Genomic DNA, 25,072 nt, shown 5'->3' on the forward strand with positions numbered 1-25,072 from the left:
TGTCAAAGGAATATATGTGAGGAAAGAAAATGAAAATAGTAATCATTGGTGATGGCAAGGTTGGCCATAAGCTGGCAGTCCAATTATCGGAAGAAGATTACGATATTGTGCTGATTGACCAGAACGAAGGCAAGTTAAAAGCCGCGTTGAACCAGCTTGATATTTTCTGCATTACCGGTAACGGTGCAGATGCAGAGGTTCAGAAGCAGGCGGACGTACCACATGCAGATCTGGTAATTGCATGCGCATCAACGGACGAGATGAATATGCTGAGTTGTCTTCTGGCAAAAAGGCTGGGAGCAAAACACACGATAGCCAGAGTACGCAACCCAATTTACTACAGACAGATGGATCTTCTGAAGGAAGACCTGCATCTGAGTATGGCGGTTAATCCGGAGCTGACTGCGGCGAATGAGATTGCCCGTGTGCTTTTATTCCCGGAGACGAGTAAAGTTGAGACTTTTATGAAGGGAAAAGTAGAACTTGTTGAATATCCGGTACGTGAGAACAGTCCACTGGTGGATATCGCACTTTCAGAGCTGTACCGGAAATTCCAGATCAAAGTACTGGTATGTGCAGTAAAGCGCAAAGGAGAAGTTTACATTCCGGATGGTGATTTTGTCTTAAGAGAAGGAGACAAGTTACATATCGCGGCTGCACATCAGGATCTGAAATCATTTTTCAAATCATTAGGAAGAAAGCGTACTCGTGTGAAGAATGTTCTGATCTGCGGAGGAGGGCATTTATGCTTCTATCTTGCAAATCAGCTTCTGCAGGCAGGAATGCAGGTGAAGATCATTGAGATCAAAGAAAAAAAATGTGAGAATCTCTGTGAATTACTTCCAAAGGCAACGATCATTCATGGTGATGCAACAGATCATGATCTGCTGCTGGAAGAAGGAATTGCCGAAGCAGATGCGATGGTTTCACTGACTGGTCTTGATGAAGAGAATATTATTTTATCTCTATTCGCAAAGACGCAGGGCGTGAATAAGATTATTGCAAAAGTAAATGAAGATTCCAGGGCACAGATGGTGGAAGGACTCGGCATTGACAGTATTATTTCGGCGAAGAGTGCAACGGCGGATGCGATCATGCGATATGTTCGTGCCCGTAAGAATTCTTACAGTAATGCCAATGTAGAGACGATGTATCGTCTTGTGAACGGAAAAGTAGAAGCGCAGGAATTTATCATTCGAAAGGAATGTGAATATACATCCGTTCCACTGAAAGAGCTAAGAACAAAGAAAAATACACTGATTGCATGTATCGGCAGACATCGCCAGGTTATCATCCCGAATGGTGATACAACGATGAAAGTTGGTGACAGCGTTATTGTCGTTACGAAGAATCATGTGATCCGCAATCTGAATGAGATACTTTTATAGGAGCCGGTGGAAATATGAATAGAAGAATGATTTTATATATTCTGGCAAAAATGATGGGAGTAGAAGGTGTGCTTTTGCTCCTTCCTGCTTTTGTCGGACTTTTATATGGAGAAAAAAGCGGAGCCTGCTTTTTATTTCCGGCAACAATATTGGCATTGATTTATATTATATTCGGAATCAGAAAGCCGAATAAAACGAAGATTTATGCAAAAGAAGGTATGATCATCGTTGCCAGTGCATGGATTTTATGGTCGATGTTTGGAGCAATTCCGTTTACGCTGGGAGGATATATCCCGAACTATCTGGATGCGTTTTTTGAGACAGTATCCGGATTTACGACAACAGGTTCTACAATTTTAAATGATATTGAATCGCTGTCACACTGTATGCATTTCTGGAGATGCTTCACACACTGGATCGGTGGTATGGGCGTGCTTGTATTTGTACTGGTTCTGACTTCTCTTGATAAGAAGAATACGATGTATCTGATGCGTGCGGAAGTACCGGGACCAGAGAAAGATAAGCTTGTGCCGAAAGCGATGGCAACAGCGAGAATTTTATATGGAATGTATTTTGCACTGACAGCAGTAGAAATTGTATTGCTGCTTTTTGGTGGTATGTCCCCATTTGACAGTATTATCCATGCATTCAGTACTGCAGGAACCGGAGGATTTTCGAACTATGCTAATAGTATCGGACAGCTTGACAGTGCATATATTGACGGTGTGATCACGGTATTTATGATCCTGTTCGGTATCAATTTTAACCTGTTTTATCTGTTGTTGTTAAGACAGTTCAAACCAGTATGGAAAAATGAAGAACTGCGGACGTATCTGGCGATCATAGCAACAGCGATTGCCTTGATCACATGGAATATTACATCGATATATGGCAATCCGTTAAAGGCATTCCGGTATGCGGCATTTCAGGTCGCATCCATTATTACGACAACCGGATTCTCGACGGCCGATTATATGAAATGGCCGACGATGTCACAGACGATCATCATCATACTAATGATCATTGGTGCGTGTGCTTCATCCACAGGCGGTGGTATCAAAGTTTCAAGATTCTTGATTGTTGTTAAGAGTATTAAGAAAGAACTGAAACAGATGGTCCATCCGAAATCTGTCAACCTGATCCGTATAAATGGCAAGAAGATGAATCCGGACATTGTACAGAATGTATTCGTATATCTGGTTGCATATGCGGGAATTGCCGGGTTATCCGTATTATTGGTTTCTATAGATGATTTTGATTTTGCCACAAACCTCGGATCTGTAATGGGAACTTTGAATAATATCGGCCCGGGACTTGGTGTATCTGGTCCGGCAGGAAACTTTGCACAGTTTTCTCCATTTTCAAAACTGGTATTTTGTATGGATATGTTGATTGGACGTCTGGAAATCTTTCCATTCCTGATGCTCTTTACATCAATATCTTGGAGAAAGAAATTTTAGAATGGGAGGGTGTTATGAAAAAGAGAAGTAAATTTGCGATTGTTGTTATTTTGCTGGCGATTGCGGCGATTTATTATTATGTGTCAATTCCGGCAGTCAATATTCATTCGGCGCAGACATGGTTTTTTGTGATGACACTGTTTGTTGTCCTGATCATTTACTATGCGGTCAGAAAGCGTGTAACACGTGTGGAACTTGGGACGAATAAGATTTTACGTTCCATGATCGGACTGTTGGTTGTGTTTGGAATTGTGTATCTGGCAGGTTCTGTACTGTCATCTCCGATCATCAATGCGAAAAAATATCAGAAATTGATGAAAGTGAAGACTGGAGAGTTCAGTAAAGATGTAAAAGAATTGTCTTATGACAGAATTCCGCTTCTGGATAAAGATACTGCAGCACTTCTCGGAGATCGTAAGATGGGAAGTATGGTAGATATGGTATCTCAGTTTGAGGCAGATGACATTTACAGCCAGATCAATTACAAGAATAATCCGGTCCGTGTAACGCCACTGAAATATGCGAATCTGATCAAGTGGTTTACAAACCGCAGAGAAGGAATTCCGGCATATATTCGGATCAATATGGCTACACAGACAACAGAACTTGTGAAATTAAAAGAAGGAATCAAGTATACGACCAGTGAACATCTGAACCGTAATATTTACCGTCACTTAAGATTTGCACATCCGACTTATATATACGGAGAGTTAAGTTTTGAGATTGATGAATCCGGAGTACCATACTGGATTGCACCGGTGAAGAAATATAACATCGGTCTGTTCGGTGGTGAAACAGTCGGAAAAGTCGTACTCTGTAACGCAGTAACCGGTGAAACGAGGACATATGACATCAAGGATGTACCGTCATGGGTAGACCGTGCGTATTCGGCAGATATTCTTGTACAGCTCTTTGACTATTATGGCACATTGAAACATGGATTTTTGAACAGTGTGCTGAGTCAGAAGGACTGTCTGGAGACAACGGATGGATATAATTATCTTGCACTGGATGATGATGTCTGGATGTATACAGGTGTGACATCTGTCAATGGCGACCAGTCTAATGTCGGCTTTGTATTAGCCAACCAGCGGACGATGGAGACGAAGTACTATACGGTAGAAGGCGCAACCGAAGCGTCAGCGATGTCTTCAGCGGAAGGTCAGGTGCAGAACTTAAAGTACGAGGCAACCTTTCCGCTGCTGCTTAACATTTCCAAGGAACCGACTTACTTTATTGCATTAAAGGATGATGCCGGCCTGGTGAAAAAGTATGCTATGGTAAATGTCCATAAATACCAGATTGTAGCGATTGGTGATAGTGTCAGTCAGTGTGAAGAGAATTACCGGAATCTGCTTGGTGAGAATGGTATCAAAAAAGCAGAAAAAGACACACGGGATGTGAAGAAGATTACCGGTAAGATCACGAAGATTGCACAGGCAGTCATAGATGGAACATCACATTACTATGTTATGTTGGAAGGATCCGATGACATTTTTGATACATCGGTTGTAGATTTTATCGATATCGTAAAATGCGAAGTCGGACAGACGATTTCACTGGAGTACAAAGAAGGAGATAAGGCGAATACAGTAATGTCTCTTAAAACGGAGACTGACAAAGAAAGCAATACACAGGATAAGGATACAGAGAATATAAACAAATAGATAAAAAGGGAGAACAGAATGGAACTAAGCATCTTACTGGCAGAACAAATTTTATCCATGTTTCTGACAATGATTGTTGGATATATCATTGTCAAGATCGGATTATTCAAGGAGACAGACAGCAAGATCATTTCCAATATGGTAGTTTACATCTGTTCTCCCTGCGTAATTATTGATGCGTTTCAGATTGAGTTAACCGATGATAAATTACAAGGATTATTGATTGCTGTTGTGGCAGCAATTTGTGTTCATATTGTTATGATTGGTGGGACGAAGCTAATGGAAAAACCACTGCATTTTAACCGGATTGAGAAGGCATCTGTCATTTATTCAAATTCAGGTTATCTGCTCATCCCGTTGGTAGGGAATGTTCTTGGAAAAGAGTGGGTATTTTATACAACCGCTTATAATCTGGTACAGACTGTACTACTCTGGACGCATGCAGTCGGAATCATCAGCAAAAAAGACGAAAAGAATTATAAAGAGATATTCCTGAATCCGAATATGATTGCTATGTTTCTTGGAATGCTTATGTTCATATCCAGGATTCGGCTTCCACAAGTGATCGGAACATGTGTAAGCAGTTTCGGAGATATGATCAGTTCGGCAAGTATGCTGGTAATCGGAATGGTGATTGGAAATGTTGATTTAAAGTGGGTGTTCCGCCAGAAGCGACCGTATCTGATCTGTTTTATCCGGTTAATCTTTTATCCGGTGATCGGTGCGGTCGCATTTGGAGTTCTTGGCAGTATGGAAATACACCCGGATGCAGAATATATTCTTATGATCGTATTTCTCGCAACAGCCGCACCAGTTGCAGCAATGGTAACGCAGCTTGCACAGATTTACGACCAGGATGCCAAATACGCAAGTGTCATCAATGTGATGTCAGTGATATTCTGTATTATCACAATGCCATGTATGGTGATGCTGTACGAGAGTTTCTTTTAAATCTATAACATTTAGTGGAGGCTGCCAGTGGCAGATTTTGCAGTAAAAATAGTTTAATAAAATAACAAAGAAGGAAGAGCTGTTGAAAATGATATGTACCCTCTTTGCTGGATGAACCAGTAAGGGGGGTATTTTTACAAGACGATTTCGAAGTAAAATCAGAGAATGGATTTGGATTGAAGAATTATATGGAAAAACAATTATAGAAAACACGAATATATAGAGCTGATTATCAATAATACCGATTGGTTAAAAAATCAACAAACCACTATAATGAAAGAATACCACTTGTACGAAAAAAGGAGGAAGGATTATGAGAGGAAGAATCCAGAAAGCACTTGCCGTTATGGCTGCTGTGGCAGTAACGGTAACATCCACAGGAGTTGCATCTGTGGATGCACAGGCAGCAACTGTGAAACCGAAAAAACTGACCGTAACATCGTCGGTTTCCAGCAAAGTTATTGATGTGAAGGGGACAACAAAGATTTCTGTAAAAAGTGTCAGCCCGAAGAATGCAAGCAGAAGCGTTACATACAAGTCAAGTAATACGAAAATTGCTTCTGTATCCAGCAAAGGTACAGTAAAAGGAAAGAAAACCGGAAGTGTAACGATCACAGCAACATCCAAAGTAAACAAGAAAGTAAAAGCTTCTGTAAAACTGAAAGTAAAAGATCTGAAACCAAGTAAGGTATCCATTCCGGCAGCTCTCAGTCTTACAAATGGAAAGAAAGCAATTGTTAAGGCAACAGTAAGTCCGTCGGGAGTATATGCACCTGTAAAATTCAGTAGCAGTAATACAAAAGTTGCAACTGTATCTTCCACAGGAACGGTAACAGCAAAAAGTGCTGGTAAAGCGGTAATTACAGCAAAGCTGACTCAGAAAAGCAGCAAGGGTAAATATCTGACAGCAAAAACAACTGTAACAGTAAAGAAAGCAGAGACAAAACCGGAAGAAGTTCCAAGCGCAAAGAAAACAGATGTATTTGTATCACCTGCATACATTAAGAGCGTTATGGATGGAAAACAGGAAGAATCCAAGAATTATGTGATTCTTGATACATCTACAGAGGCTGCGTCATATAATGAAGGACATATTCCAGGAGCTTATCACTGCTCTGTGCGTCAGGTAGAGTCAAGTACTTATGCGGCATATGCAAATAATACAATTGACTATACAGATGAGAATCTTGGAAATCTGCATGAGCCTGCAGAATTGGCTGCATTATTGAAAAAATATAATATTACAAAAGATACCATGGTAATCTTATATGGTGCACATCCGGCAACAGAGCGTGTAGCATTCTGTTTCCTGTATTGTGGAGTTGAAAATGTAAAAGTGTTAAATGGTTCGCTTACAAACTGGGAAAATGCAGGATATGAAGTAGAGACAAAAGTTAATACACCTGTAACAGATGCAAATTATGATTTCGGAACAACAGTTCCGGCACATCCGGAATATATTGTTTCTAAAGAAGAACTGAAAGATAAACTTGCAAATGATAAGAATTTCCGTCTTGTAAGTATCCGAAGCCTGGATGAGTTCAAGGGATTATCGGATGGAAACTATCCGATGCTTCAGGAAAAAGGTGAGATTGCCGGAGCAGTATTCGGACGTGCAGGGAATGATGCGAACACAATGGAAGAATATATGAATGCGGACGGAACTTTGATTTCTTATGAGAGATTCAAAGGTTTTATGGCAGATAGCTATGTATATCCGACAAATGAGGTGTGCTTCTTCTGTGGAACAGGATGGAGAGCAACAATGCCTCTTCTGATGGCATATGAAAAAGGCTGGAAAGTAAGTCTGTATGATGGAGGTTGGTGGCAGTGGACCAGAGATCTGGAGCATAATGCGATCCAGATGCTGACACCGGAACAGGCAAGAACATGCAGCAGCTTTGAGTATACAAATATGGATGTAAAACTTCAGGTAGGAGATACTTATAAGAATAGTGATATTCATATCTTCCCTGCAAGTGGAACACTTCCAACTGTACGTTTTAAATCTAACAATACCAATGTTGCAACTGTAGATGCAGATGGAAATGTAACAGCTGTTGGTGCAGGTACAGTGAATATTAAGATGATTGCAACAGATTTCTCAGGAAGAAATACATCTTACACTGTAACTGTCACAGAGAAGCAGGCAGCACAGAGCACAAAAAAAGCAGAGAAGACTGTGAAAACAGAAGAGCCTTCCCAGACAGATGCTCAGGCAGATGACAAATAAAAGAAGATTAGAACTGACTTAGAGATTAACACAAAAAGTGGTAGAAAAAGAACCGGCGCGTGTGTGCCGGTTCTTTTGTGCCATTACAGTCCAAATGAAGATAGTCTTCAATACTTAGGATATCGGTAAGTGTTCTTATAAAAATTTAGGATTCTACAATCCATCTACAGTATCAGTAGAGGAATCCGTTGTACCTGTCGAGTCTGTTGTGCCGCTGCCGGAAGAATCCGATGCGCTGTCCGGCGAACTATCCGTGGAACTGTCTGAGCCGGCATCTGATGAAGTGTCAGATGTGGTATCTGTCGTTCCGGAAGTAGAATCGGAACTGTCGCTTGCAGGTGTTTTAAATTCTCCGTTTGCAATCGCTTCGTTATAGTTTTTAATCAGATCCAGAAGTGCCTGATTCTGATCTCCTTCTAGTGGTGTCGGGCAATAATCGTTGCGTACTGATGTGGAAGAGATTGAGCAAGGAATGATATTTTCTTTCGCATTTTTCTGAACTTTTCCCTTTTTGAAAGAGAATGTCTGCTGATAGATCATCGTATTCTTATCAGCTGGGTTGGAGTTTCCGCCAAAACAAAAGTTTCCAAGACTGTAGACAATGGATTTGCCTTTGTAGTATTCAATACCCTGCAAAACATGTGGGTGATGTCCGATAACGAGGTCAGCACCCTGATCTACTGCCAGGTGTGCAAGTGTCTGCTGGTTCGTGTCCGGACTGGTTTCTTTTTCCGTTCCCCAGTGGAAATTTGCAATGATCAGATTTGCGCCGTGTTCTTTTAAAGCCTGGATATTCTGTTTTACCTGTTCTTCGCGATCCAGATGATCATTCAGTTCATAAATACCGGTAAGTCCGACCTTGATCTTGCCGATTTTAATGATATCAACAGTATCGTATCCGAATGGAGCGATACCGGCATCGGTCAGGTTTTTGATTGTATCGGTATAACTCTGTTCGCCATAATCAGAGCTGTGATTGTTCGCTGTATTGGCAGTTTCTACCGAACTGTTTGACAGAATCTGTGCATATTCCGGTGGCGCCTTGAAGGCGTAACTTTTATTTTCTCTCGTTGTCTCTGTAGTCAGTGTTCCTTCAAAATTCACAATAGAAAGATCATCCTTTTCCAGAATGGATTTTACATTTTTGAAGAAATAATCAGCGCCGTATTGATTATAGTAAGCCGGCAGGCTGGTCGAAGAATCAAAATGTTCATCTGTACCAAGTGTACAATCTCCCATGGAACTTATAGTCAGGAAATTGTGGAAGGATTACTCTTTCCTTTGATCGTAAATTCATTCACGGTTACACCGGAAGTGTCAATTGAAGGTGCCTTCTTTTTCTTTTTTTGAGCTGTCTGTTCCGTCTTCGGACTGGAGCCGGTAATTGCATGTACAATTGCTTTGATTCCGGAAAAGATTCCAAAGCAGATCAGAAGCAGAATCAGAATTACAACAGCGCGTCTGACGTGAAGATAGATTCTTCTAAGCTTCCGTCGGCGGCGCCTCAGTCTTTGTCTTTCGTTCTTGTCCATTGTTTGTTCCTCTTTTTCATTCTTTTAAATAAGCGTTATAATGTGCATCCTGTCGGAGGTTTTTTACATGATGGGGAATGCAATTTCCTATCATATAAAAACAGGCAGCTTCTGAATACAAAAAGCCGCCTGCTGTTGTCCTGATCAGATCATTAATTTAAAAATGTGCAACCGTCAGTATTAACTGCGGATAAATCGTCTTTGGCAGCACTGATGCTTACATAAAAGTCAATGTTGCATTCGCTAGAGAGTTTTTTCAGTCGTTCGATAAATTCCGGAATATTTTCCAGAGAAATGTCAGCATGTTTTAAAATACCATCGATAAAGATACACTCGATATCATGGTTAGAACTGTACATACCATATAAGAATCCGATATATTCATCTGTGTTAGTAATTGTTGGAAAATCATCCATACAGATTGTACGGATATCAAATGCTACACTTGCTGTGTCGCGATGTGTTTTTTTGATAAAAACAACATTTCCGTTGCATCTCTTAGCCTGCGCATTAGCCTGCTCAATCATTGTTTGTGTTTTTCCGCTGCCTTTTGGGCCTGTTAATAAATTTACCATGGCAAACTCTCCTTTATGTATCAGATTTACTGAATAATATCAGTATGAGTACTTGAGCTTATTATACACGAAATGACGAAAAGGAACAACTATTTTTTAGATTTTTATATAAAATTCTGAAAATTGTACATACGACTTGACAACTGAAAAAACGTACACTAAACTAAACCGCATGAAAGCAAAGGCGCTTCGAGATTATTCTTGAAGTGCCTTTGCTTTCTGATAATCATTACAGGGATAAAGAACACAAAGGTGTGGTTTTTTGTATGTCGGCGACAGAAATCCATGCCTTTCTTTATTTCATGATTTTTCAGACAGGTAATGAGAGAAGGAGGACGATTATAACAAAAGAGATAATGACAGCAGTTACAATGACGATCGTGTTTAAAGTGATCGATAGAACATTGGGACTTCGGGTTTCGGAAGAAGAGGAAATTATCGGTCTGGATGCAACGGAACATGGACTTTCTTCTGCTTATGCAGGATTCAGTTTAATGGATGTTACAGGCGGAGGTATGAATGTAAATGAAAATACAGAACTTGGTGAGAGCGATTATGATGCAGCATCAGAAGTACAGCGTGCAGCGGCAGTGAAGGTAACTACGCCTGTAGATGCAGAGATAGGTATTCATAAGGTTGTAATTATTGCAAAACTTTCCCGTTATGAAAAACTGAAAAATGCATTAAATACACTTGGTGTAACCGGAATGACTGTAACACAGGTTATGGGATGCGGTATCCAGAAAGGCGCCGGAGAAAAATATCGTGGTGTAGAAATGGATGTAACAGTGCTTCCGAAAGTAAAAGTTGAAGTAATAATAGGAAGTATTCCGGTTGAAAAAGTAGTAGAAACCATAAAGAAAACATTGTATACAGGACGTGTCGGAGATGGCAAGATCTTTGTTTACAACGTACAGAAAGTCATTAAAGTCCGTACCGGAGAAGAAGATCTGGATGCGCTGAAAGATGTAGAATAAAAAATATCGTTTTGGAGTGGTGCAATCTTAAGATAGGGGTTGACTTATTTTAACATTCTTCATATAATAGATGGGAATAACGCAGAAACGTTGAAGAGGAATATTAAGAGATCATTGTTTTTCAGAGAGCTGTCGGCTGGTGTGAGACAGCAAGCGTAATCTCCCAACTCGCCTCGGAGTTCTATTATTGAACAGGAGTAGATAATAGCGGGTCTTCCCGTTACAGAAGTGAATGAGTGCATCCGGTATATCCGGGTGAAGAAGAGTGGTACCACGGAAATCAAGCCTTTTCGTCTCTTAGAGATGAGGAGGCTTATATTTTTATATAATAAGAATTTCAGTTTCTATTATACAAAAAGCCTCCGGCAGGCTCTGAAGGTGGAAATCAAACATAAAAAGTTATTTAGAAAACAGGAGGAATGGAAAGATGTCAAAGATCCCTTATAATCATAAGGCAATCGAGAAAAAATGGCGCGAAAACTGGGAAAAGAACCCGGTCAATGTGACAACGAACGATGACGGAAGCAAAAGAGAGAAATATTATTGTCTGGATATGTTCCCATATCCATCAGGAAATGGACTTCATGTAGGACACTGGAGAGGTTATGTAATCTCTGATGTATGGAGCCGTTATAAATTGCAGCAGGGCTATTACATCATTCATCCGATGGGATGGGATGCATTCGGACTTCCGGCTGAGAACTATGCAATTAAGATGGGTGTACATCCGTCTATTTCCACAGAAGCAAATATTAAAAATATCAAGAGACAGATCAACGAGATCGCAGCTTTATATGACTGGGATCGTGAAGTAAATACAACAGATCCGAATTTCTATAAGTGGACACAGTGGATTTTCGTGAAGATGTTCAAAGAGGGCCTTGCATATGAGAAAGAGTTCCCAATCAACTGGTGCCCGTCCTGCAAGACAGGTCTTGCAAACGAAGAAGTTGTAAATGGTAAATGTGAACGCTGCGGAGCAGAAGTTACCAAGAAGAATCTGCGGCAGTGGATGTTAAAAATCACAGCATATGCAGACCGACTTTTAAATGATCTGGACAAATTAGAATGGCCTGAGAAAGTTAAGAAGATGCAGACAGACTGGATTGGTAAATCTTATGGTGCAGAAGTTGACTTCCCGGTAGAAGGAAGAGAAGAAAAGATCACGGTATATACAACCAGACCAGATACATTATATGGAGCAACCTTTATGGTACTGGCTCCGGAGCATGAACTTGCAAAGAGCCTGGCTACAGATGAGACAAGAGAAGAAGTTGAGAAGTACATTTACGATGCATCCATGAAGTCTAATGTAGACCGTATGCAGGATAAGGAAAAGACAGGTGTATTTACAGGAAGTTATGCAATCAACCCGTTAAATGGCGAGAAGACACCAATCTGGTTATCTGATTATGTACTTGCAGATTATGGTACAGGAGCAATCATGTGTGTACCGGCTCACGATGACCGTGACTTTGAATTTGCAACAAAATTCGGCATCCCGATCATCCAGGTTATCGCAAAAGACGGAAAAGAAATTGAAAATATGACAGAAGCATACACAGAAGCTTCCGGAACAATGATTAATTCCGGTGAGTGGAATGGTATGGAATCTTCTGTACTGAAAAAAGAAGCACCACACATTATCGAAGAACGTGGAATTGGTCGAGCTACTGTTAATTACAAACTGCGTGACTGGGTATTCTCACGTCAAAGATACTGGGGAGAACCAATCCCGATCGTACACTGTCCAAAATGTGGCAATGTTCCGGTACCGGAAGAAGAACTGCCGTTACGTCTGCCGGATGTAGAGTCCTACGAGCCGACAGGAACAGGAGAATCTCCGCTTGCTGCAATTGACGAGTGGGTAAATTGTAAATGCCCACAGTGTGGCGCTGATGCGAAGAGAGAGACAAATACAATGCCACAGTGGGCCGGATCTTCATGGTATTTCTTGAGATATGTAGATAACCATAATGATAAGGAATTAGTATCCAGAGAGAAAGCAGACGCAATGCTTCCGGTAGATATGTATATCGGTGGTGTGGAACATGCGGTACTGCATCTTTTATACTCCCGTTTCTATACCAAATTCCTTTGTGATATTGGAGTGATTGACTTTGATGAGCCATTCCACAAATTGTTCAACCAGGGAATGATCACAGGTAAGAACGGTATCAAGATGAGTAAATCTAAGGGAAATGTTGTATCTCCTGACGATCTTGTAAGAGATTACGGATGCGATTCCCTGAGAATGTATGAACTTTTTGTAGGACCACCGGAGTTAGATGCTGAGTGGGATGACCGTGGTATTGACGGAGTAAACCGTTTCCTGAAGAGATTCTGGAATCTGGTTATGGACAGCAAAGATGCAAACATCGAAGCTACCAAAGAGATGATCAAAGAACGTCATAAGCTTGCAAAAGATATCACAACCCGTCTGGAAAGCTTCAGCCTGAATACAGCGATTTCCGGATTTATGGAGCATAATAACAAACTGATCGAGATTGCGAAAAAAGCAGGCGGAATCGATACAGAGACATTATCTACAATGGCAGTACTGCTTTCACCATTTGCGCCTCATATCGCAGAAGAAGTTTGGGAGCAGTTAGGTCATGAAGGCAGTGTATTCAAAGCCGGATGGCCGACATACGATGAAGAAGCCATGAAAGATGATGAAATCCAGGTACCTGTACAGATCAATGGTAAGACAAGAGCAGTTATTTCTATTGCAGCAGAAAGCAGCAAAGAAGAAGCGATTACAGCAGGAAAAGAAGCAATTGCAGACAAACTGACCGGAAATATCATCAAAGAGATCTATGTACCGAAGAAGATCATTAATATTGTCATGAAATAATTTGAGAGAAAATCTCACAACAGAATAAAGTGCTTGGGAATATTGAAAAGTTCGCTTAAAATCAAGGCTTGCAGACATTTTTCTTCAAGGGAAAGGTATCATAGAATACCGTAAAATATCGTAACAGATTTTTAAAATGGAGTAAAATTGGAGTAAAGATTGAAAGAAAATGGAGTAAATATTTCAAAGATGTAATGAGAAACGGCGTAGGTAGTGGAAACATTATCTGCGTCATTTCTTATTTGTAAAATTAGGGGCAGTTTTATTGAATTTGTGATAAAATAGAAAAAACATCTTGACTCTTTAGTAGCGTAACGGTTTACGATGAAAGATATGTCAATGAAAGCAGTAAAAAGATTGGGGAAAAGTTGTAAAAATCTTTTTAAAATGGATAATGCAAGAGTATTATTATTAGAAATGGCTAAAGATTATTTGAATCATTCTCAGTTGGAAGAAGCCACAGATAAACAGTACGGAAAAGGGGTTACAAAATACATTGGTTCAGCGATATATCGGTATTATGGTGTAGAAAACTTGGAATAAACAGATGTTACCAAAATGGAAACAAAGGAAATACATACTGGTACTTTTATTTTGGGTTCTATCGTTATATGATGTGAATGAAAGAGAGGTATGGAGTATGGCATTAAATGATAACATCAAAAAATTCAGAGAAGAAAAAAATCTCACTCAGCAACAACTGGCAGATAAGTTATATGTTTCAAGGCAGACAGTTTGTCGTTGGGAAAATGGTTCAAGATGTCCAGATTTGATTACGGCAAAAAAACTGGCATTAGAACTAGATGTAAGTATGGATGAACTTATATCAGATGAAGATGTAAATGATATGCAAGTAAATTATGGAATATGGAAATCTGAAAGAATAAAAGACAAGAAGCATTTACAGACACTTCAAAAAAAGATATTAGACTTTATACAAATTGTGGGAGGTGTATTTTTAGCCATCACGATTTTGCTACGAGTGCAATTAGATATGAGAGTACCTGCATGGTGTATAATCATTTGTTTTATTATTGTAGCAGTAGCATTTCTGTGTAATTTTATAGTTTCTAAAAAGTTGAGAGAAATGTAGTGAGGTCAAGGAACAAGGCGAAGCCGATACGCCGTAGGGCAGTCCTTGACGGAACGGATACAGCCAACAGCACCATGATACAGCAGAGGACTTGAAAGGTCAGAAACCTTGCAAGTCCTCTTGTCTGTTACTGGGCGTTATGTTTTAAGTAAAGTGCTTCTTTCTTCAGTTCTTTCTCAAATGCCTTGATGTGACCGTCGTGTATTCCGTTGTCGATATAAAAGCAATCGTCAGTTTGTGAGTAGGCAAGTTTGGTAACTTTCGGTTCATAGGTTTTTGTATCAATTCCATAATAGTAAATTGTGGCGGTTGTTAATACCATGTGAATACTTTCAAAATCTCTTGTAAAAATAGTATGTCTGTCGGAATAGAAGAAATCAGACGGACATTCGTAGAATTGAGAGCTATCCTCTTTCAAAAATAATGGCAGTATGTGCATTGCATTTCCACCACGATTGACAAGGACATAAAAGCGTGGAATAAGAGCAGCATATTGGGTCATCATGGCAATATATATATCATCTAAGTTATCAAGAAGATACTCGGAACAGGTGTTGTTGTAAAAGACATATTGCAGAGCGTTATCATTTGGGGTTGTATGTTCCATAGGCACATTTTGTCCGTAAAGCCACCGCAAGTCTACATCTAAAGAGTCGGCAATTAGTTCCATTTTATCGGCTTTTGGATTGTATTGTCCCGAAAGATAGGAACTGAACGCTCCTTTGCTGATACCAGTATCTTTGACTATATCAACTTGTTTTTTATTTTTTGCTTTCATGGCAAATTTAATCCGTTCTGCGATTGTATTCATCTGAAAACCTCTCTTTCCATATCTCGTTATAACTTCTCGTATCATATCGTCTAAGGACACTATATCATAAGTTCAGAAAAAAGAAAACAAAAAGTTCATAAAAAACTAAACTTTCTGTTGCAGAATGAATATATTTATGCTAACATACAACTAAGTTCAGAAATAACTGAACAAAAACGACGTCGTAATAGGAAAATGAAAATATGAGAAACTGACCTATCGGTTCAACGGGGAGAAAGGAACGAGTATGCAGATTACATTGACGAAAGAACAGGTAAAAGAAGCCTTTGGAGAACTTCGTTTTATGGGTGCGGACAACTGTTACCGCTATGACAAAGACAGCAAGAAGAAAACAGAGGAAGTGGAAGCCTTAAAACTTCATCTTGGAAGCATGAAAATTGGGAATAGCGTGGATATTCGCTTGGAAGCAACGGAACTTCCGAAGATTGAGCCTTATGCGGTGGTAGAACTCGAAGAACCAGTATATGCCCCTTATGTGCAGAGAGGAAACTTTCCGGTATTAGTGGAAAAGATTACCTGTAAAGGTATCCGTCCTGTTCCGAATAAAAATATGTAGGTGGTCAAAGTTCCTGCCCTCATTCTGACGTATTAAACGGCAGGTTGAGGGTAGGGCAATGGCAACGCCATTGTAGATAGGAGGTATGTGAAATTTGGAAGAAAGAAGCGGAAGTTTTCTTCCAGAACTCCCCTACACTAACAGGGGAGTAATACGACAGAAAGAAGAATTAAGTGCTTTGATAGATTGGTGTCAGGTAACCATTAAGGAAGTTCCGTTAGAAGCAGTTATAGAAGATGTACTGAGAATACCGTTGGAACTTATGACGGTGACAGGCTATGAAAAAGGAATTGCAGGACATGAGGTTGTGGCAATCTTTGATAATATCAAGGTACTAAAACCAACAGGAAATGCACAGTATCAAGGATTTCAGATTTTAATGAGCGGGAAAGGCTGTCGCAACTATGAGAATTTTTTACAACTCAATGAGGAAACTTGGTTTGATTTTTTTAACAGAGTTTGTCAGTATCATATCAATTTTCCTCGGATTGATTTGGCGATAGACGACAGAAAACCGTATTTGAGTGTTCCCGATTTGATTATACGGACAAAAGAGGGATTGCTTTCTTCAAAGTTACGAGAGATAGATTTTCATGATTCGGGAGAATTGAAAGAAGATGTGTTTCAGAGTAAAGGTGGCAGTCTTTATCTCGGTAGTTCAGCCAGTAATTTGAGATTGGTGTTTTATGAAAAGGGATATGAACAGAATAAAAAATATGGAGTAGAATTAGACGAAAATTGGAACAGATATGAATTGAGATTTCGGCAGGAAATGGCGGTAAGCGTAGTACAGGAATTATTGAGATATAGAGATGTGGCAGGACTGGCAATGGAAGTATTGAACAGCAAAATACGATTTTTAGAAAAGCCGACAGACAGCGTAACAACACGAAAAAGGCTTTATCCAACCTATCAAGCATGGGCGGAACTGATGAAAGATATAGGTAAGGTCAAACTTACCATGCAACCACAGAAGAAAAGTTTACAAAAGGTGTGGGAGTGGTTAGAAAAGTATGTTGCACCGTCTTTGAAACTGTTTGCAGAGGTCGGGAAGATAGAGCAGAGAGATTATATCGGTAATCTCATAGAAAATGGAGAAATGAATATCACACAGAAGCAGTTGTATGATGATTACATAAAAACAAGAAAATTAGAGGAAAGGAGGTAATCGTATCGAGAAAGCATTACTGAATATAAATGAATTTTGTGAGTATATGGGGATTGGAAAAACAAAGGCAAGAGAATTGTTGAATAATCCGAAAAATAGATTTACAGTACGCATTGGTAATCGGCTGTATGCAAATAAGAAATTACTTGATGAATGGCTGGAATATCAATGTAAAAGGGCTTGAAAAGAAAATGGGGTGTCGATATAATGAAAAATGAAATATTTACTTTACCATTTTTCTTTCAGTAGAAGAAAGGAAAGTTGGTATGGGTAAAGATTTAAAGGGCAAAGAACTCGGTAAGGGAATTTCACAGAGAGCAGACGGACGCTATATTGCAAGATTTACAAGCAAAACAGGGAAACGTAAAACGCTTTATGATTTTAAACTAAATGAATTAAAACGGAAGTTGCGAGAAGCGATTTATGAAGATGAACATGGTTTGAATGGCAATGGCGAAAGTATCACTTTAAACGCATGGTATGTAATGTGGACGGAGTTGTATAAGAAGAAAACAGTCAAAATGACTACGATATATAAAAACCACAGTTACTACAATTCAAGAGTGAAGAACTCTATCGGAAAGATGTATTTGCAGGACATTAAAACATATCACGTTCAGAAATTTTTGAATGATTTGATAGACAGCGGTCTTGCGCATGGAACGGTATCGAATATCAGATTTATGTTAAGCGATATGCTTGATAAGGCAGTATTGAGTGAATACATTAGAAAAAATCCCTGTACCGGTGTAGAAATGCCAAAAGAAGTGAAAAAGGAAAGGCGTGTATTAACAAAAGAGGAACAGGAGAAATTTTTTACATTTGCTTCTTCCTACATACATATCAATGTGCTGAAATTTGCTGTGACAACAGGCTGTCGGATTGGAGAAGTGCTTGGACTGAAATGGGAAGATTGCGACTTTGGAAAAAGAGAAATTACAATCAATAAGACAATTCATTACTCAAAGGCTTCCAGTCCCGTTGAGGGTTCAAAGTTTTTCTATACGACTGCAAAAACCATATCCAGTAATCGTGTCATTCCTATGACAGATGAAGTGTATGAGATTTTGCAAAATCAGAAGATAAAGCAGACAGAACAGAAGATGTGGAAACGCTCGATATGGAGACAGCATAAAGAATTTCAAAACTTGGTATTTACCTGTTCGGACGGTTCGCCAGTTTATTATTACAATGTCAATAGTGCAATCAAAGACTATATAGCGAAAATCAATGTAATAGAGATTGAACTGGCAAAGGAAGAAAAGAGAGAGCCGAAGATATTTGAACTGTTTACTTGTCACACTTTGCGACATACATACGCTACAAGGTGTTATGAAAATGGAGTAGACCAACAGGTAGTGCAGAAACTCTTAGGTCACTCCACATTGGCAATGACAACCGATTTATACACGCACGTTTCAGAAGAAAAGAAAAAAGAAGAAGTAGCCGAACTGAAAATATTGGCTTAAATTTGGAGTAAAAATGGAGTAAATCAGAAGATAGATAGCGAAAAACAGCGTAAAATCAACATTTTCGAGTAGACATAAATATTGTAATGAAATAATAATAGAATTGTGGGAGTACGAAGTACGGAACAATTCGTATGGTATTTTTTAACTTTAACATTATATATAAGAGAATTACAGATAAGACAAGGACGGTTATTGTACAAATTGCAGTAGCCGTCCTTCTTTTTCCTTTCTTTTTAGTCTATGAAGTGGTATGCTTGTGGATAGAAAACGGATCGATAAAGGAGATAGCATAAATATGAATTACAATGAGATGGCATTAAAAATGCACGAAGAACACAAAGGAAAAATCAGTGTCACATCAAAAGTAGCGGTAAAGACAAGAGATGATCTTAGTACGGCGTATACTCCGGGTGTTGCAGAACCTTGCCGCAAGATCAGAGACAACAAGGATGAAGTGTATCGCTACACAGCAAAAGGAAATCTTGTTGCGGTAGTTTCTGATGGAACGGCTGTACTTGGACTGGGAGATATCGGACCGGAAGCAGCAATGCCTGTAATGGAAGGAAAATCCATTTTGTTTAAAGAATTTGCAGGAATTGATGCATTTCCAATCTGTCTGGATACGAAAGACACAGATGAGATCGTGGAGACTGTTAAACGTCTTGCTCCTACATTTGGTGGAATCAATCTGGAAGATATTTCTGCACCGAGATGCTTTGAAATCGAGAGAAGATTAAAAGAAGAACTGGATATTCCGGTATTCCATGACGATCAGCACGGAACAGCGATCGTTGTATCCGCAGGTCTTACGAATGCTTTGAAATATGTCGGAAAAGAATTTTCAGAAGCAAAAGTAGTCATCAATGGTGCCGGATCTGCAGGAATTTCTATCTGTAAATTATTATTAGAGCTGGGAGTCGGTGATATTGTCCTTGTTGATAGGAACGGAATCCTTGCAGTCGGTGAAGAATGGATGAATCCTGCACAGAAAGAGATGGCAGAAAAGACAAATAAAGAACAGATCCATGGAGATTTAAAAACTGCAATGCAGGGCAGAGATGTATTTGTTGGTGTATCTGCTCCGAACATAGTTACAGCAGAGATGGTAAGTACAATGGCAAAAGATGCGGTTGTATTTGCAATGGCGAATCCAACACCGGAGATTATGCCGGATGAAGCCAAGAAAGGCGGAGCCAAAGTTGTTGCAACCGGAAGATCCGATTTCCCGAATCAGATCAACAATGTGCTTGTATTCCCTGGAATTTTCAGAGGTGCGCTTGATGCAAGAGCAACCGATATTACGGAAGAGATGAAGATAGCCGCAGTGAAAGCAATTGCAGACATTATCAAGCCGGAAGAACTGACAGAAGATTATATTATACCGGGTGCTTTTGATGAAAGAGTTGCTGATAATGTGGCAAGAGAAGTTGCAAAAACAGCAATAGAGACCGGAGTTTCTAAGTTGAAAAAAGCAGAATAATTGCGAAAGAGGAATTGGTTATGTTATTAGTAAAAAATGCAGAGGTATACGCACCAGAATACCTGGGGAAAAAGGATGTTTTGATCTGCGGAGGAAAAATTGAAAAGATTCAGGATGAAATTGGTTCGCTTCCAGTTGAATGTGAAGTGTTAGATGCCGAAGGAAAGATGCTGACGCCAGGGTTTATTGATCAGCATGTACATATTACCGGTGGAGGCGGAGAAGGAAGCTTTCATACGAGAACACCGGAATTACAGCTCTCTGAGTTAGTGGAAAATGGTATAACTACAGTCATAGGGCTTCTGGGAACAGATGGAATTACAAGAAGTGTGGAGAATCTTTATGCAAAAACCAAGGCTCTTTGCGAGGAAGGCGTAAGTGCATATATGCTTACGGGAGCTTATGGCTATCCGAATCCGACAATTACCGGAGAAGTTGATCGAGACATTGTATTCATCGACGAGATACTCGGTGTGAAGCTTGCTATTTCCGATCATCGTGCACCGAATGTGACAGAAGAGGAACTGATCCAGATCGCAAGCAAAGTAAGAGTTGCCGGTATGCTCAGCGGGAAACCGGGGATTGTTGTGTTGCATATGGGAGACGATGAGGCTGGATTACAACCGGTATTCCGTGCGTTGGAGAAAACGTCTATTCCTACTCGCATTTTCAGACCAACACATGTAAATCGAAATGAACATCTGTTGGAGGATGGATATGAATTTTTAAGAAGAGGCGGATATGTAGATTTGACTTGTGGCATGCATTCTTCTCCGGGAAGTTATGTTCTGGAAGCAAGGAAAAGAGGAATTCCTACTGAACATATTACGATGAGTTCGGATGGACATGGAAGCTGGTCTCACTATGCGGAAAATGGAACCCTTTTAGAAATTGGAGTGTCCAGTGTAGATGCACTTTATAAAGAATTAAAATATATGGTGAAAGAGCTTGGAATGAAGCTTGAGGATGCATTACCTTATATGACAAGCCATGTGGCTGAGGGGCTGGATCTGCTTCCGAAAAAGGGATGGATAAAAGAAGGAGCAGATGGAGATGTTCTCCTGTTTGATCAGAATATGGAGCTGGATACTTTTATAGCAGGTGGTCGTATTCTCATGAAAAACAAGGAAATCCTTCAAAAAGGAACTTATGAAAAATAATAGAAATTAATAGCGTAAACAAAAAACAGGAGATATGGATAGGAAAATCCGTATCTCCTGTTTTTACTAGGAAGATAATGTATTTATAAAATTCTGTCGTTCGGACGGAGAAATGCTGTCAATGACGAGACAGGATGCCAGGATATTCAGCATGGCAATTGGAATTGTCATTGAATTATAAAACATTTCTGTGGAAGTAGGGCAAATAAGGAGCAAATCACTGTGGCATGCAGCCGGGGAGGCATCGCTGTCGGTGATCGTTAAAATCGGGACACCGGATTCGGAAGCTTTTTTTGCAATATTTCCTATCGGAAAATAGTAGCGTGGGAAAGAGAATAAAATTACAAGATCTCCCTCTGTAAGTTTTCGTAATGTTTTCTGTGTTTGCTCCAAATCGGACAGGTCAATCAGAATGACGTTGTAATACAAGATTAAGAGTCGCAATTTTAAAAATTCTCCAGGCACTTTCGATATATCATGTGCAAAGATAAAAATACGATTACTGCGTCGAATCTTATCAGAAGCTGCCAGAATGGTATCCATAGGCAAATCAGAGATAAACTCGGAAAAGGCACTCACTTCCTGGCTACAGATTTCTAAGAGCATTCGTTCGCGCTCGGGTGCTTTGCCAGCTTCTAATTCTGGAACGAAATAAGTGGAAGAGGATGCGATTCGAATCATCTTCTGTGTATAATCACGGAATTGTTCTTTCAAGCCAACAAATGTGGAACAGCCCAGTTTCTGGCAAAAACGAAGAAGTGTCAATTCGGAGGATCGTGTCTGCTGACTGAGCTGAGCCAGAGTGATGTAGCTTATTTCTTCTGGGTTGGCAATCAGGTAATCTGCGATTGTTTTTTGTTTTTTTGTAAGTGTCGGATATAATTCCTGAATATGTTCTAAAATGTCCATATAGTTTCCTTTCGCTTTTACAGTAAAATGTTTCGTGATATTTTACAAAATATAAGTGATGACTTTACAAATCTATTATAACATGTATAATGAAAAATAGAAAGTAAAGTATATACTTAACTAAAAGAAAATTTATAAGTACCAAAAAGGAAAGAAGAGGACAAGGCTATGAAAAACAGTTTGAAGAGCACTTCGAACGAACCTGGCTGATTATTTTTTTATTTATGTTTGTGATCATTATGATTCCATTTCCATTCTTTTACAGTGAAACATACATCCCTTCATTTGGCGGGGTTCCGTTGTTCCTGTATGGATGGTTTATTCACACTGCGATTACATTTGCATTGATCATCAAGTATTATCGCATGTGTATGAAGCGAAAAGAATATCACACCTATGATGAGGAGGAGAAGTAATTATGAACGGAGCAGCAATTCAGCCTTCACCAGGCCCTTTCTATACGGTGCTGGTACTTTATCTTGGAATTATGGCATATATTGGTTGGTATGCAGGGCGCTATGATGACGGATGTAATCCAGGGTTCCTTGATGATCGCAACAGCAATTGTAACTTTTATTGTTTCTATTGTAATGGGAGGAGGCTTTGGCAATATCAATCATACACTTCAGAGTATGAATGAAGCTTATCTTGCATTTCCGGGTGCCAATGGCTATATGCCTTGGGCATATTATGTATCCAATATTGTATTGTGGTCTTTCTTTTTGTTCCGATGATTTTGCAGAGAGGTCTGAATCCGTTTTTAGCTTCTATTTTCATTGCTGGAATTGTAGCTACCGGTATGTCTACTATTGATGGTATATTAGTAACGAAAACCGGTGCGGTTACGCGTGACATTTATCAGAAACTCATCAATAAAAAAGCAACAGATGAGAGTGTAATGAAGCTTTCGAAAGTAGTAACTATTCTGATCGGTATTATCGTAATTTGTTTCGGCGTATTCCAGCCAGGCAGTATTTTCGAAATTAACCTGTTTGCGTTCTCGGAAATGGCAATTTTTGTAGTGCCGATTCTATTTGGTATTTACTGGAAGAAAGCAACTGCACAAGGAGCGATTGCAGCGGTAGTAGTAGGTGTAATATCACTGTTACTCTTCACGTTGAATCCAACTATAAAAGCATTTGCGTTTGGATTCCATGCATTGTTCCCGACAACAATCATTTCATCAATTGTAATGGTTGTTGTAAGCAAATTCACAAAAACACCACCGCAAGAAACAATTGAGCGTCATTTTGCGGTGTAGTATAAAGGAGGAAATGAAAATGTATCTTGCAAAATTAACTACAGCACAGGCAAAAGAAGCCTTCAAGAAAGATCCGATTGTTGTAATCCCGGTAGGAAGCACGGAGCAACACGGTACACAGAGTGCACTCGGAACAGACTTCATGGTTCCGACATATCTGGCGGATCATGTGGAGGACATCGAAAATGTCATTATAGCTCCAACAGTTCCGTATGGTGTATGTCCATATCATTTAAGTTTTGAAGGAAGCATCAATATTGGATATGAAGGACTTTACCTCGTACTTCATGGCATTATGGATTCTCTTATGCAGCACGGAGCAAAACGTTTTGTAGTTTTAAATGGTCATGGCGGAAACACACCTTCTATCGACCGTGCGGCTTTAGAGGTATATCATAAGGGCGGTGTATGTGCCAGCGTTGACTGGTGGAGTCTGGTTGCACAGTTAGATAAGAAGTTTGAAGGCGGCCACGGTGACGTACTGGAAACATCTGCAATGATGGCAATTTGTCCGGAGTCTGTTGATCTTGAACTGAGTCAACCGATCAATGCACAGGATCCAACTGAAAATATGAAGGCTGCATATATCCAGGCAGTAAATTTCAAGGGCGGTATTGTACGTCTTGTTAGAGATACGAAGGAAATTGCTCCAAGCGGTTGGTTTGGACCTTTTGATCCGAAAGAATCATCAGCTGAACTGGGACAGCAGGCATTAGATCTCGCAGTATCTTATATCCGTGATTTCTTGGAGGAAATGAAAAAGATAGAATTATAAGTATCTAAATATAAGTAAAAGTAGAAAACTGTTGTTTTGCGATTGGAAAATTGCGAAGCGACAGTTTCTTTTTATTATGTTCTTGCAGCAATAAAGTTATTCAAATTTATCTCAGTCGAGAAGATTCCCACCTCTTTTAGGTGGTGAGTAAATGCAAATTCGTCGCAGTGGGAGTCCAATCTCCGACTGAGATAAACGCTCCGCGAGGATGCGCAGTGATTCTGATAGGAATATGTCAGCTTTGCTGACCAGAATCACGCGCTAAGTCTCACGAACGTTCGACTTGAATTGTTTTACTGGTCTTTACTAAATTGTATAAAATGACACAAAAACATAAAAAATAACAGGTTAATTGTATTAAATATCTAAATTGCAGAAAATATAAAAACATTGTTGACAATTCCGACCTTCGGTGTTATTCTAATATAGCTGTCGCGTGAGACACACCTGAGAAGCGTAGATGTCACACGGAAGACAACAAAGAAAAATAAAAAAGTTGTTGACAAACGACATGAGATGTGATAATCTATTAAAGTTGCCGCTTGAGACAACAGATAAGAACCTTGATAATTAAACAATAGACAACAACCCTGAAAATTCTTAAGAGAATATTCAGAACGGACAAAGAACAAAATGAAGTTCGACTCTGTCGAACGACTTTCACACTGAATTCGTGAAAGACCTCATTAAGTGTTCAATGTCAACCTTAAAACAGTAAAAGGGATA

The 25,072-nt window shown here is 39.6% G+C and carries 23 protein-coding genes, 1 pseudogene and 1 other annotated feature; of the genes and pseudogenes, 19 read left to right on the forward strand and 5 right to left on the reverse strand.

What is annotated here, in order from left to right; translation table 11 throughout:
- Window positions 1–29: 29 nt before the first annotated feature.
- From trkA to DXC04_RS01695, 5 genes are all read left to right on the forward strand, one after another.
- Window positions 30–1,388: a Trk system potassium transporter TrkA gene (gene trkA, locus DXC04_RS01675; RefSeq protein ID WP_021859539.1), complete on the forward strand. Its 1,359-nt coding sequence runs from the start codon at window positions 30–32 to the stop codon at window positions 1,386–1,388.
- 14 nt (window positions 1,389–1,402) lie between these two features.
- Window positions 1,403–2,848 carry a TrkH family potassium uptake protein gene (locus DXC04_RS01680; protein WP_021859540.1) on the forward strand — a complete coding sequence of 482 codons (1,446 nt, stop codon included), beginning with the start codon at window positions 1,403–1,405 and terminating at the stop codon, window positions 2,846–2,848.
- Window positions 2,849–2,862: 14 nt separating this feature from the next.
- The gene (locus tag DXC04_RS01685) at window positions 2,863–4,515 is read left to right on the forward strand and encodes a CvpA family protein (RefSeq protein WP_118659651.1); all 1,653 of its coding nucleotides are present in this window, start codon (window positions 2,863–2,865) and stop codon (window positions 4,513–4,515) included.
- Window positions 4,516–4,533: 18 nt separating this feature from the next.
- A complete protein-coding gene (locus DXC04_RS01690) occupies window positions 4,534–5,466 on the forward strand; it encodes an AEC family transporter (protein ID WP_118659653.1) in 933 nt (310 codons plus the stop codon).
- Window positions 5,467–5,779: 313 nt separating this feature from the next.
- Entirely contained in the window at window positions 5,780–7,699 is a 1,920-nt protein-coding gene (locus DXC04_RS01695) for an Ig-like domain-containing protein (RefSeq protein WP_118659655.1), read from the forward strand.
- 153 nt (window positions 7,700–7,852) lie between these two features.
- On the opposite strand, the gene DXC04_RS01700 is transcribed toward DXC04_RS01695, so the two are convergent.
- The 3 genes from DXC04_RS01700 to DXC04_RS01710 form a co-directional block, all read right to left on the reverse strand.
- The gene (locus DXC04_RS01700; protein ID WP_118659657.1) at window positions 7,853–8,938 is read right to left on the reverse strand and encodes a CapA family protein; all 1,086 of its coding nucleotides are present in this window, start codon (window positions 8,936–8,938) and stop codon (window positions 7,853–7,855) included.
- A gap of 11 nt (window positions 8,939–8,949) precedes the next feature.
- Complete coding sequence (locus DXC04_RS16070) at window positions 8,950–9,231, reverse strand: hypothetical protein (RefSeq protein WP_118659659.1); 282 nt, start codon at window positions 9,229–9,231, stop codon at window positions 8,950–8,952.
- 152 nt (window positions 9,232–9,383) lie between these two features.
- The gene (locus tag DXC04_RS01710) at window positions 9,384–9,806 is read right to left on the reverse strand and encodes a hypothetical protein (RefSeq protein ID WP_117536725.1); all 423 of its coding nucleotides are present in this window, start codon (window positions 9,804–9,806) and stop codon (window positions 9,384–9,386) included.
- 359 nt (window positions 9,807–10,165) lie between these two features.
- On the opposite strand from DXC04_RS01710, the pseudogene DXC04_RS16020 reads away from it, so the two are divergent.
- From DXC04_RS16020 to DXC04_RS01735, 4 genes and pseudogenes are all read left to right on the forward strand, one after another.
- Window positions 10,166–10,783: pseudogene (locus tag DXC04_RS16020) on the forward strand (P-II family nitrogen regulator); the annotation flags it as partial.
- An 81-nt stretch (window positions 10,784–10,864) separates the two neighbouring features.
- Window positions 10,865–11,084 (forward strand) — a binding site (T-box leader).
- A 126-nt stretch (window positions 11,085–11,210) separates the two neighbouring features.
- Entirely contained in the window at window positions 11,211–13,640 is a 2,430-nt protein-coding gene (gene leuS / locus DXC04_RS01725) for a leucine--tRNA ligase (RefSeq protein ID WP_118659661.1), read from the forward strand.
- Between the two features lie 339 nt (window positions 13,641–13,979).
- The gene (locus tag DXC04_RS01730) at window positions 13,980–14,183 is read left to right on the forward strand and encodes a hypothetical protein (RefSeq protein ID WP_025482934.1); all 204 of its coding nucleotides are present in this window, start codon (window positions 13,980–13,982) and stop codon (window positions 14,181–14,183) included.
- A 97-nt stretch (window positions 14,184–14,280) separates the two neighbouring features.
- Entirely contained in the window at window positions 14,281–14,733 is a 453-nt protein-coding gene (locus tag DXC04_RS01735) for a helix-turn-helix domain-containing protein (RefSeq protein ID WP_118659691.1), read from the forward strand.
- A gap of 127 nt (window positions 14,734–14,860) precedes the next feature.
- Here DXC04_RS01735 and DXC04_RS01740 read toward each other — a convergent pair whose 3' ends face one another.
- Window positions 14,861–15,544: a helix-turn-helix domain-containing protein gene (locus DXC04_RS01740; RefSeq protein WP_118659663.1), complete on the reverse strand. Its 684-nt coding sequence runs from the start codon at window positions 15,542–15,544 to the stop codon at window positions 14,861–14,863.
- A 247-nt stretch (window positions 15,545–15,791) separates the two neighbouring features.
- Between DXC04_RS01740 and DXC04_RS01745 the strand changes: the two genes are divergently transcribed.
- From DXC04_RS01745 to iadA, 6 genes are all read left to right on the forward strand, one after another.
- A complete protein-coding gene (locus DXC04_RS01745) occupies window positions 15,792–16,121 on the forward strand; it encodes a hypothetical protein (protein ID WP_055175863.1) in 330 nt (109 codons plus the stop codon).
- Window positions 16,122–16,299: 178 nt separating this feature from the next.
- The gene (locus tag DXC04_RS01750) at window positions 16,300–17,289 is read left to right on the forward strand and encodes a replication initiation factor domain-containing protein (protein ID WP_334295016.1); all 990 of its coding nucleotides are present in this window, start codon (window positions 16,300–16,302) and stop codon (window positions 17,287–17,289) included.
- 19 nt (window positions 17,290–17,308) lie between these two features.
- Window positions 17,309–17,473: an excisionase gene (locus DXC04_RS01755; RefSeq protein WP_202023418.1), complete on the forward strand. Its 165-nt coding sequence runs from the start codon at window positions 17,309–17,311 to the stop codon at window positions 17,471–17,473.
- Window positions 17,474–17,555: 82 nt separating this feature from the next.
- Window positions 17,556–18,758 carry a tyrosine-type recombinase/integrase gene (locus DXC04_RS01760; RefSeq protein WP_055170927.1) on the forward strand — a complete coding sequence of 401 codons (1,203 nt, stop codon included), beginning with the start codon at window positions 17,556–17,558 and terminating at the stop codon, window positions 18,756–18,758.
- A 298-nt stretch (window positions 18,759–19,056) separates the two neighbouring features.
- A complete protein-coding gene (locus DXC04_RS01765) occupies window positions 19,057–20,241 on the forward strand; it encodes an NAD(P)-dependent malic enzyme (RefSeq protein WP_118659665.1) in 1,185 nt (394 codons plus the stop codon).
- A 20-nt stretch (window positions 20,242–20,261) separates the two neighbouring features.
- Window positions 20,262–21,401, forward strand: a complete 1,140-nt coding sequence (iadA, locus tag DXC04_RS01770) for a beta-aspartyl-peptidase (protein WP_118659667.1) — start codon at window positions 20,262–20,264, stop codon at window positions 21,399–21,401.
- A 66-nt stretch (window positions 21,402–21,467) separates the two neighbouring features.
- Here iadA and DXC04_RS01775 read toward each other — a convergent pair whose 3' ends face one another.
- Window positions 21,468–22,310: a MurR/RpiR family transcriptional regulator gene (locus DXC04_RS01775; protein WP_117536722.1), complete on the reverse strand. Its 843-nt coding sequence runs from the start codon at window positions 22,308–22,310 to the stop codon at window positions 21,468–21,470.
- Between the two features lie 224 nt (window positions 22,311–22,534).
- Between DXC04_RS01775 and DXC04_RS01780 the strand changes: the two genes are divergently transcribed.
- From DXC04_RS01780 to DXC04_RS01790, 4 genes are all read left to right on the forward strand, one after another.
- The gene (locus DXC04_RS01780) at window positions 22,535–22,726 is read left to right on the forward strand and encodes a hypothetical protein (RefSeq protein WP_118288239.1); all 192 of its coding nucleotides are present in this window, start codon (window positions 22,535–22,537) and stop codon (window positions 22,724–22,726) included.
- 63 nt (window positions 22,727–22,789) lie between these two features.
- Window positions 22,790–23,044: a hypothetical protein gene (locus tag DXC04_RS15810; protein WP_243112078.1), complete on the forward strand. Its 255-nt coding sequence runs from the start codon at window positions 22,790–22,792 to the stop codon at window positions 23,042–23,044.
- Complete coding sequence (locus DXC04_RS01785; protein WP_243060591.1) at window positions 23,041–23,571, forward strand: sodium:solute symporter family transporter; 531 nt, start codon at window positions 23,041–23,043, stop codon at window positions 23,569–23,571. The genes DXC04_RS15810 and DXC04_RS01785 overlap by 4 nt, the downstream gene beginning before the upstream one ends.
- Before the next feature lie 19 nt (window positions 23,572–23,590).
- Entirely contained in the window at window positions 23,591–24,346 is a 756-nt protein-coding gene (locus DXC04_RS01790) for a creatininase family protein (protein ID WP_021859552.1), read from the forward strand.
- The last annotated feature ends 726 nt before the right edge of the window (window positions 24,347–25,072 follow it).

Source organism: Dorea sp. OM07-5, from assembly GCF_003481355.1.
GTDB lineage: Bacteria > Bacillota > Clostridia > Lachnospirales > Lachnospiraceae > Dorea_D > Dorea_D hominis.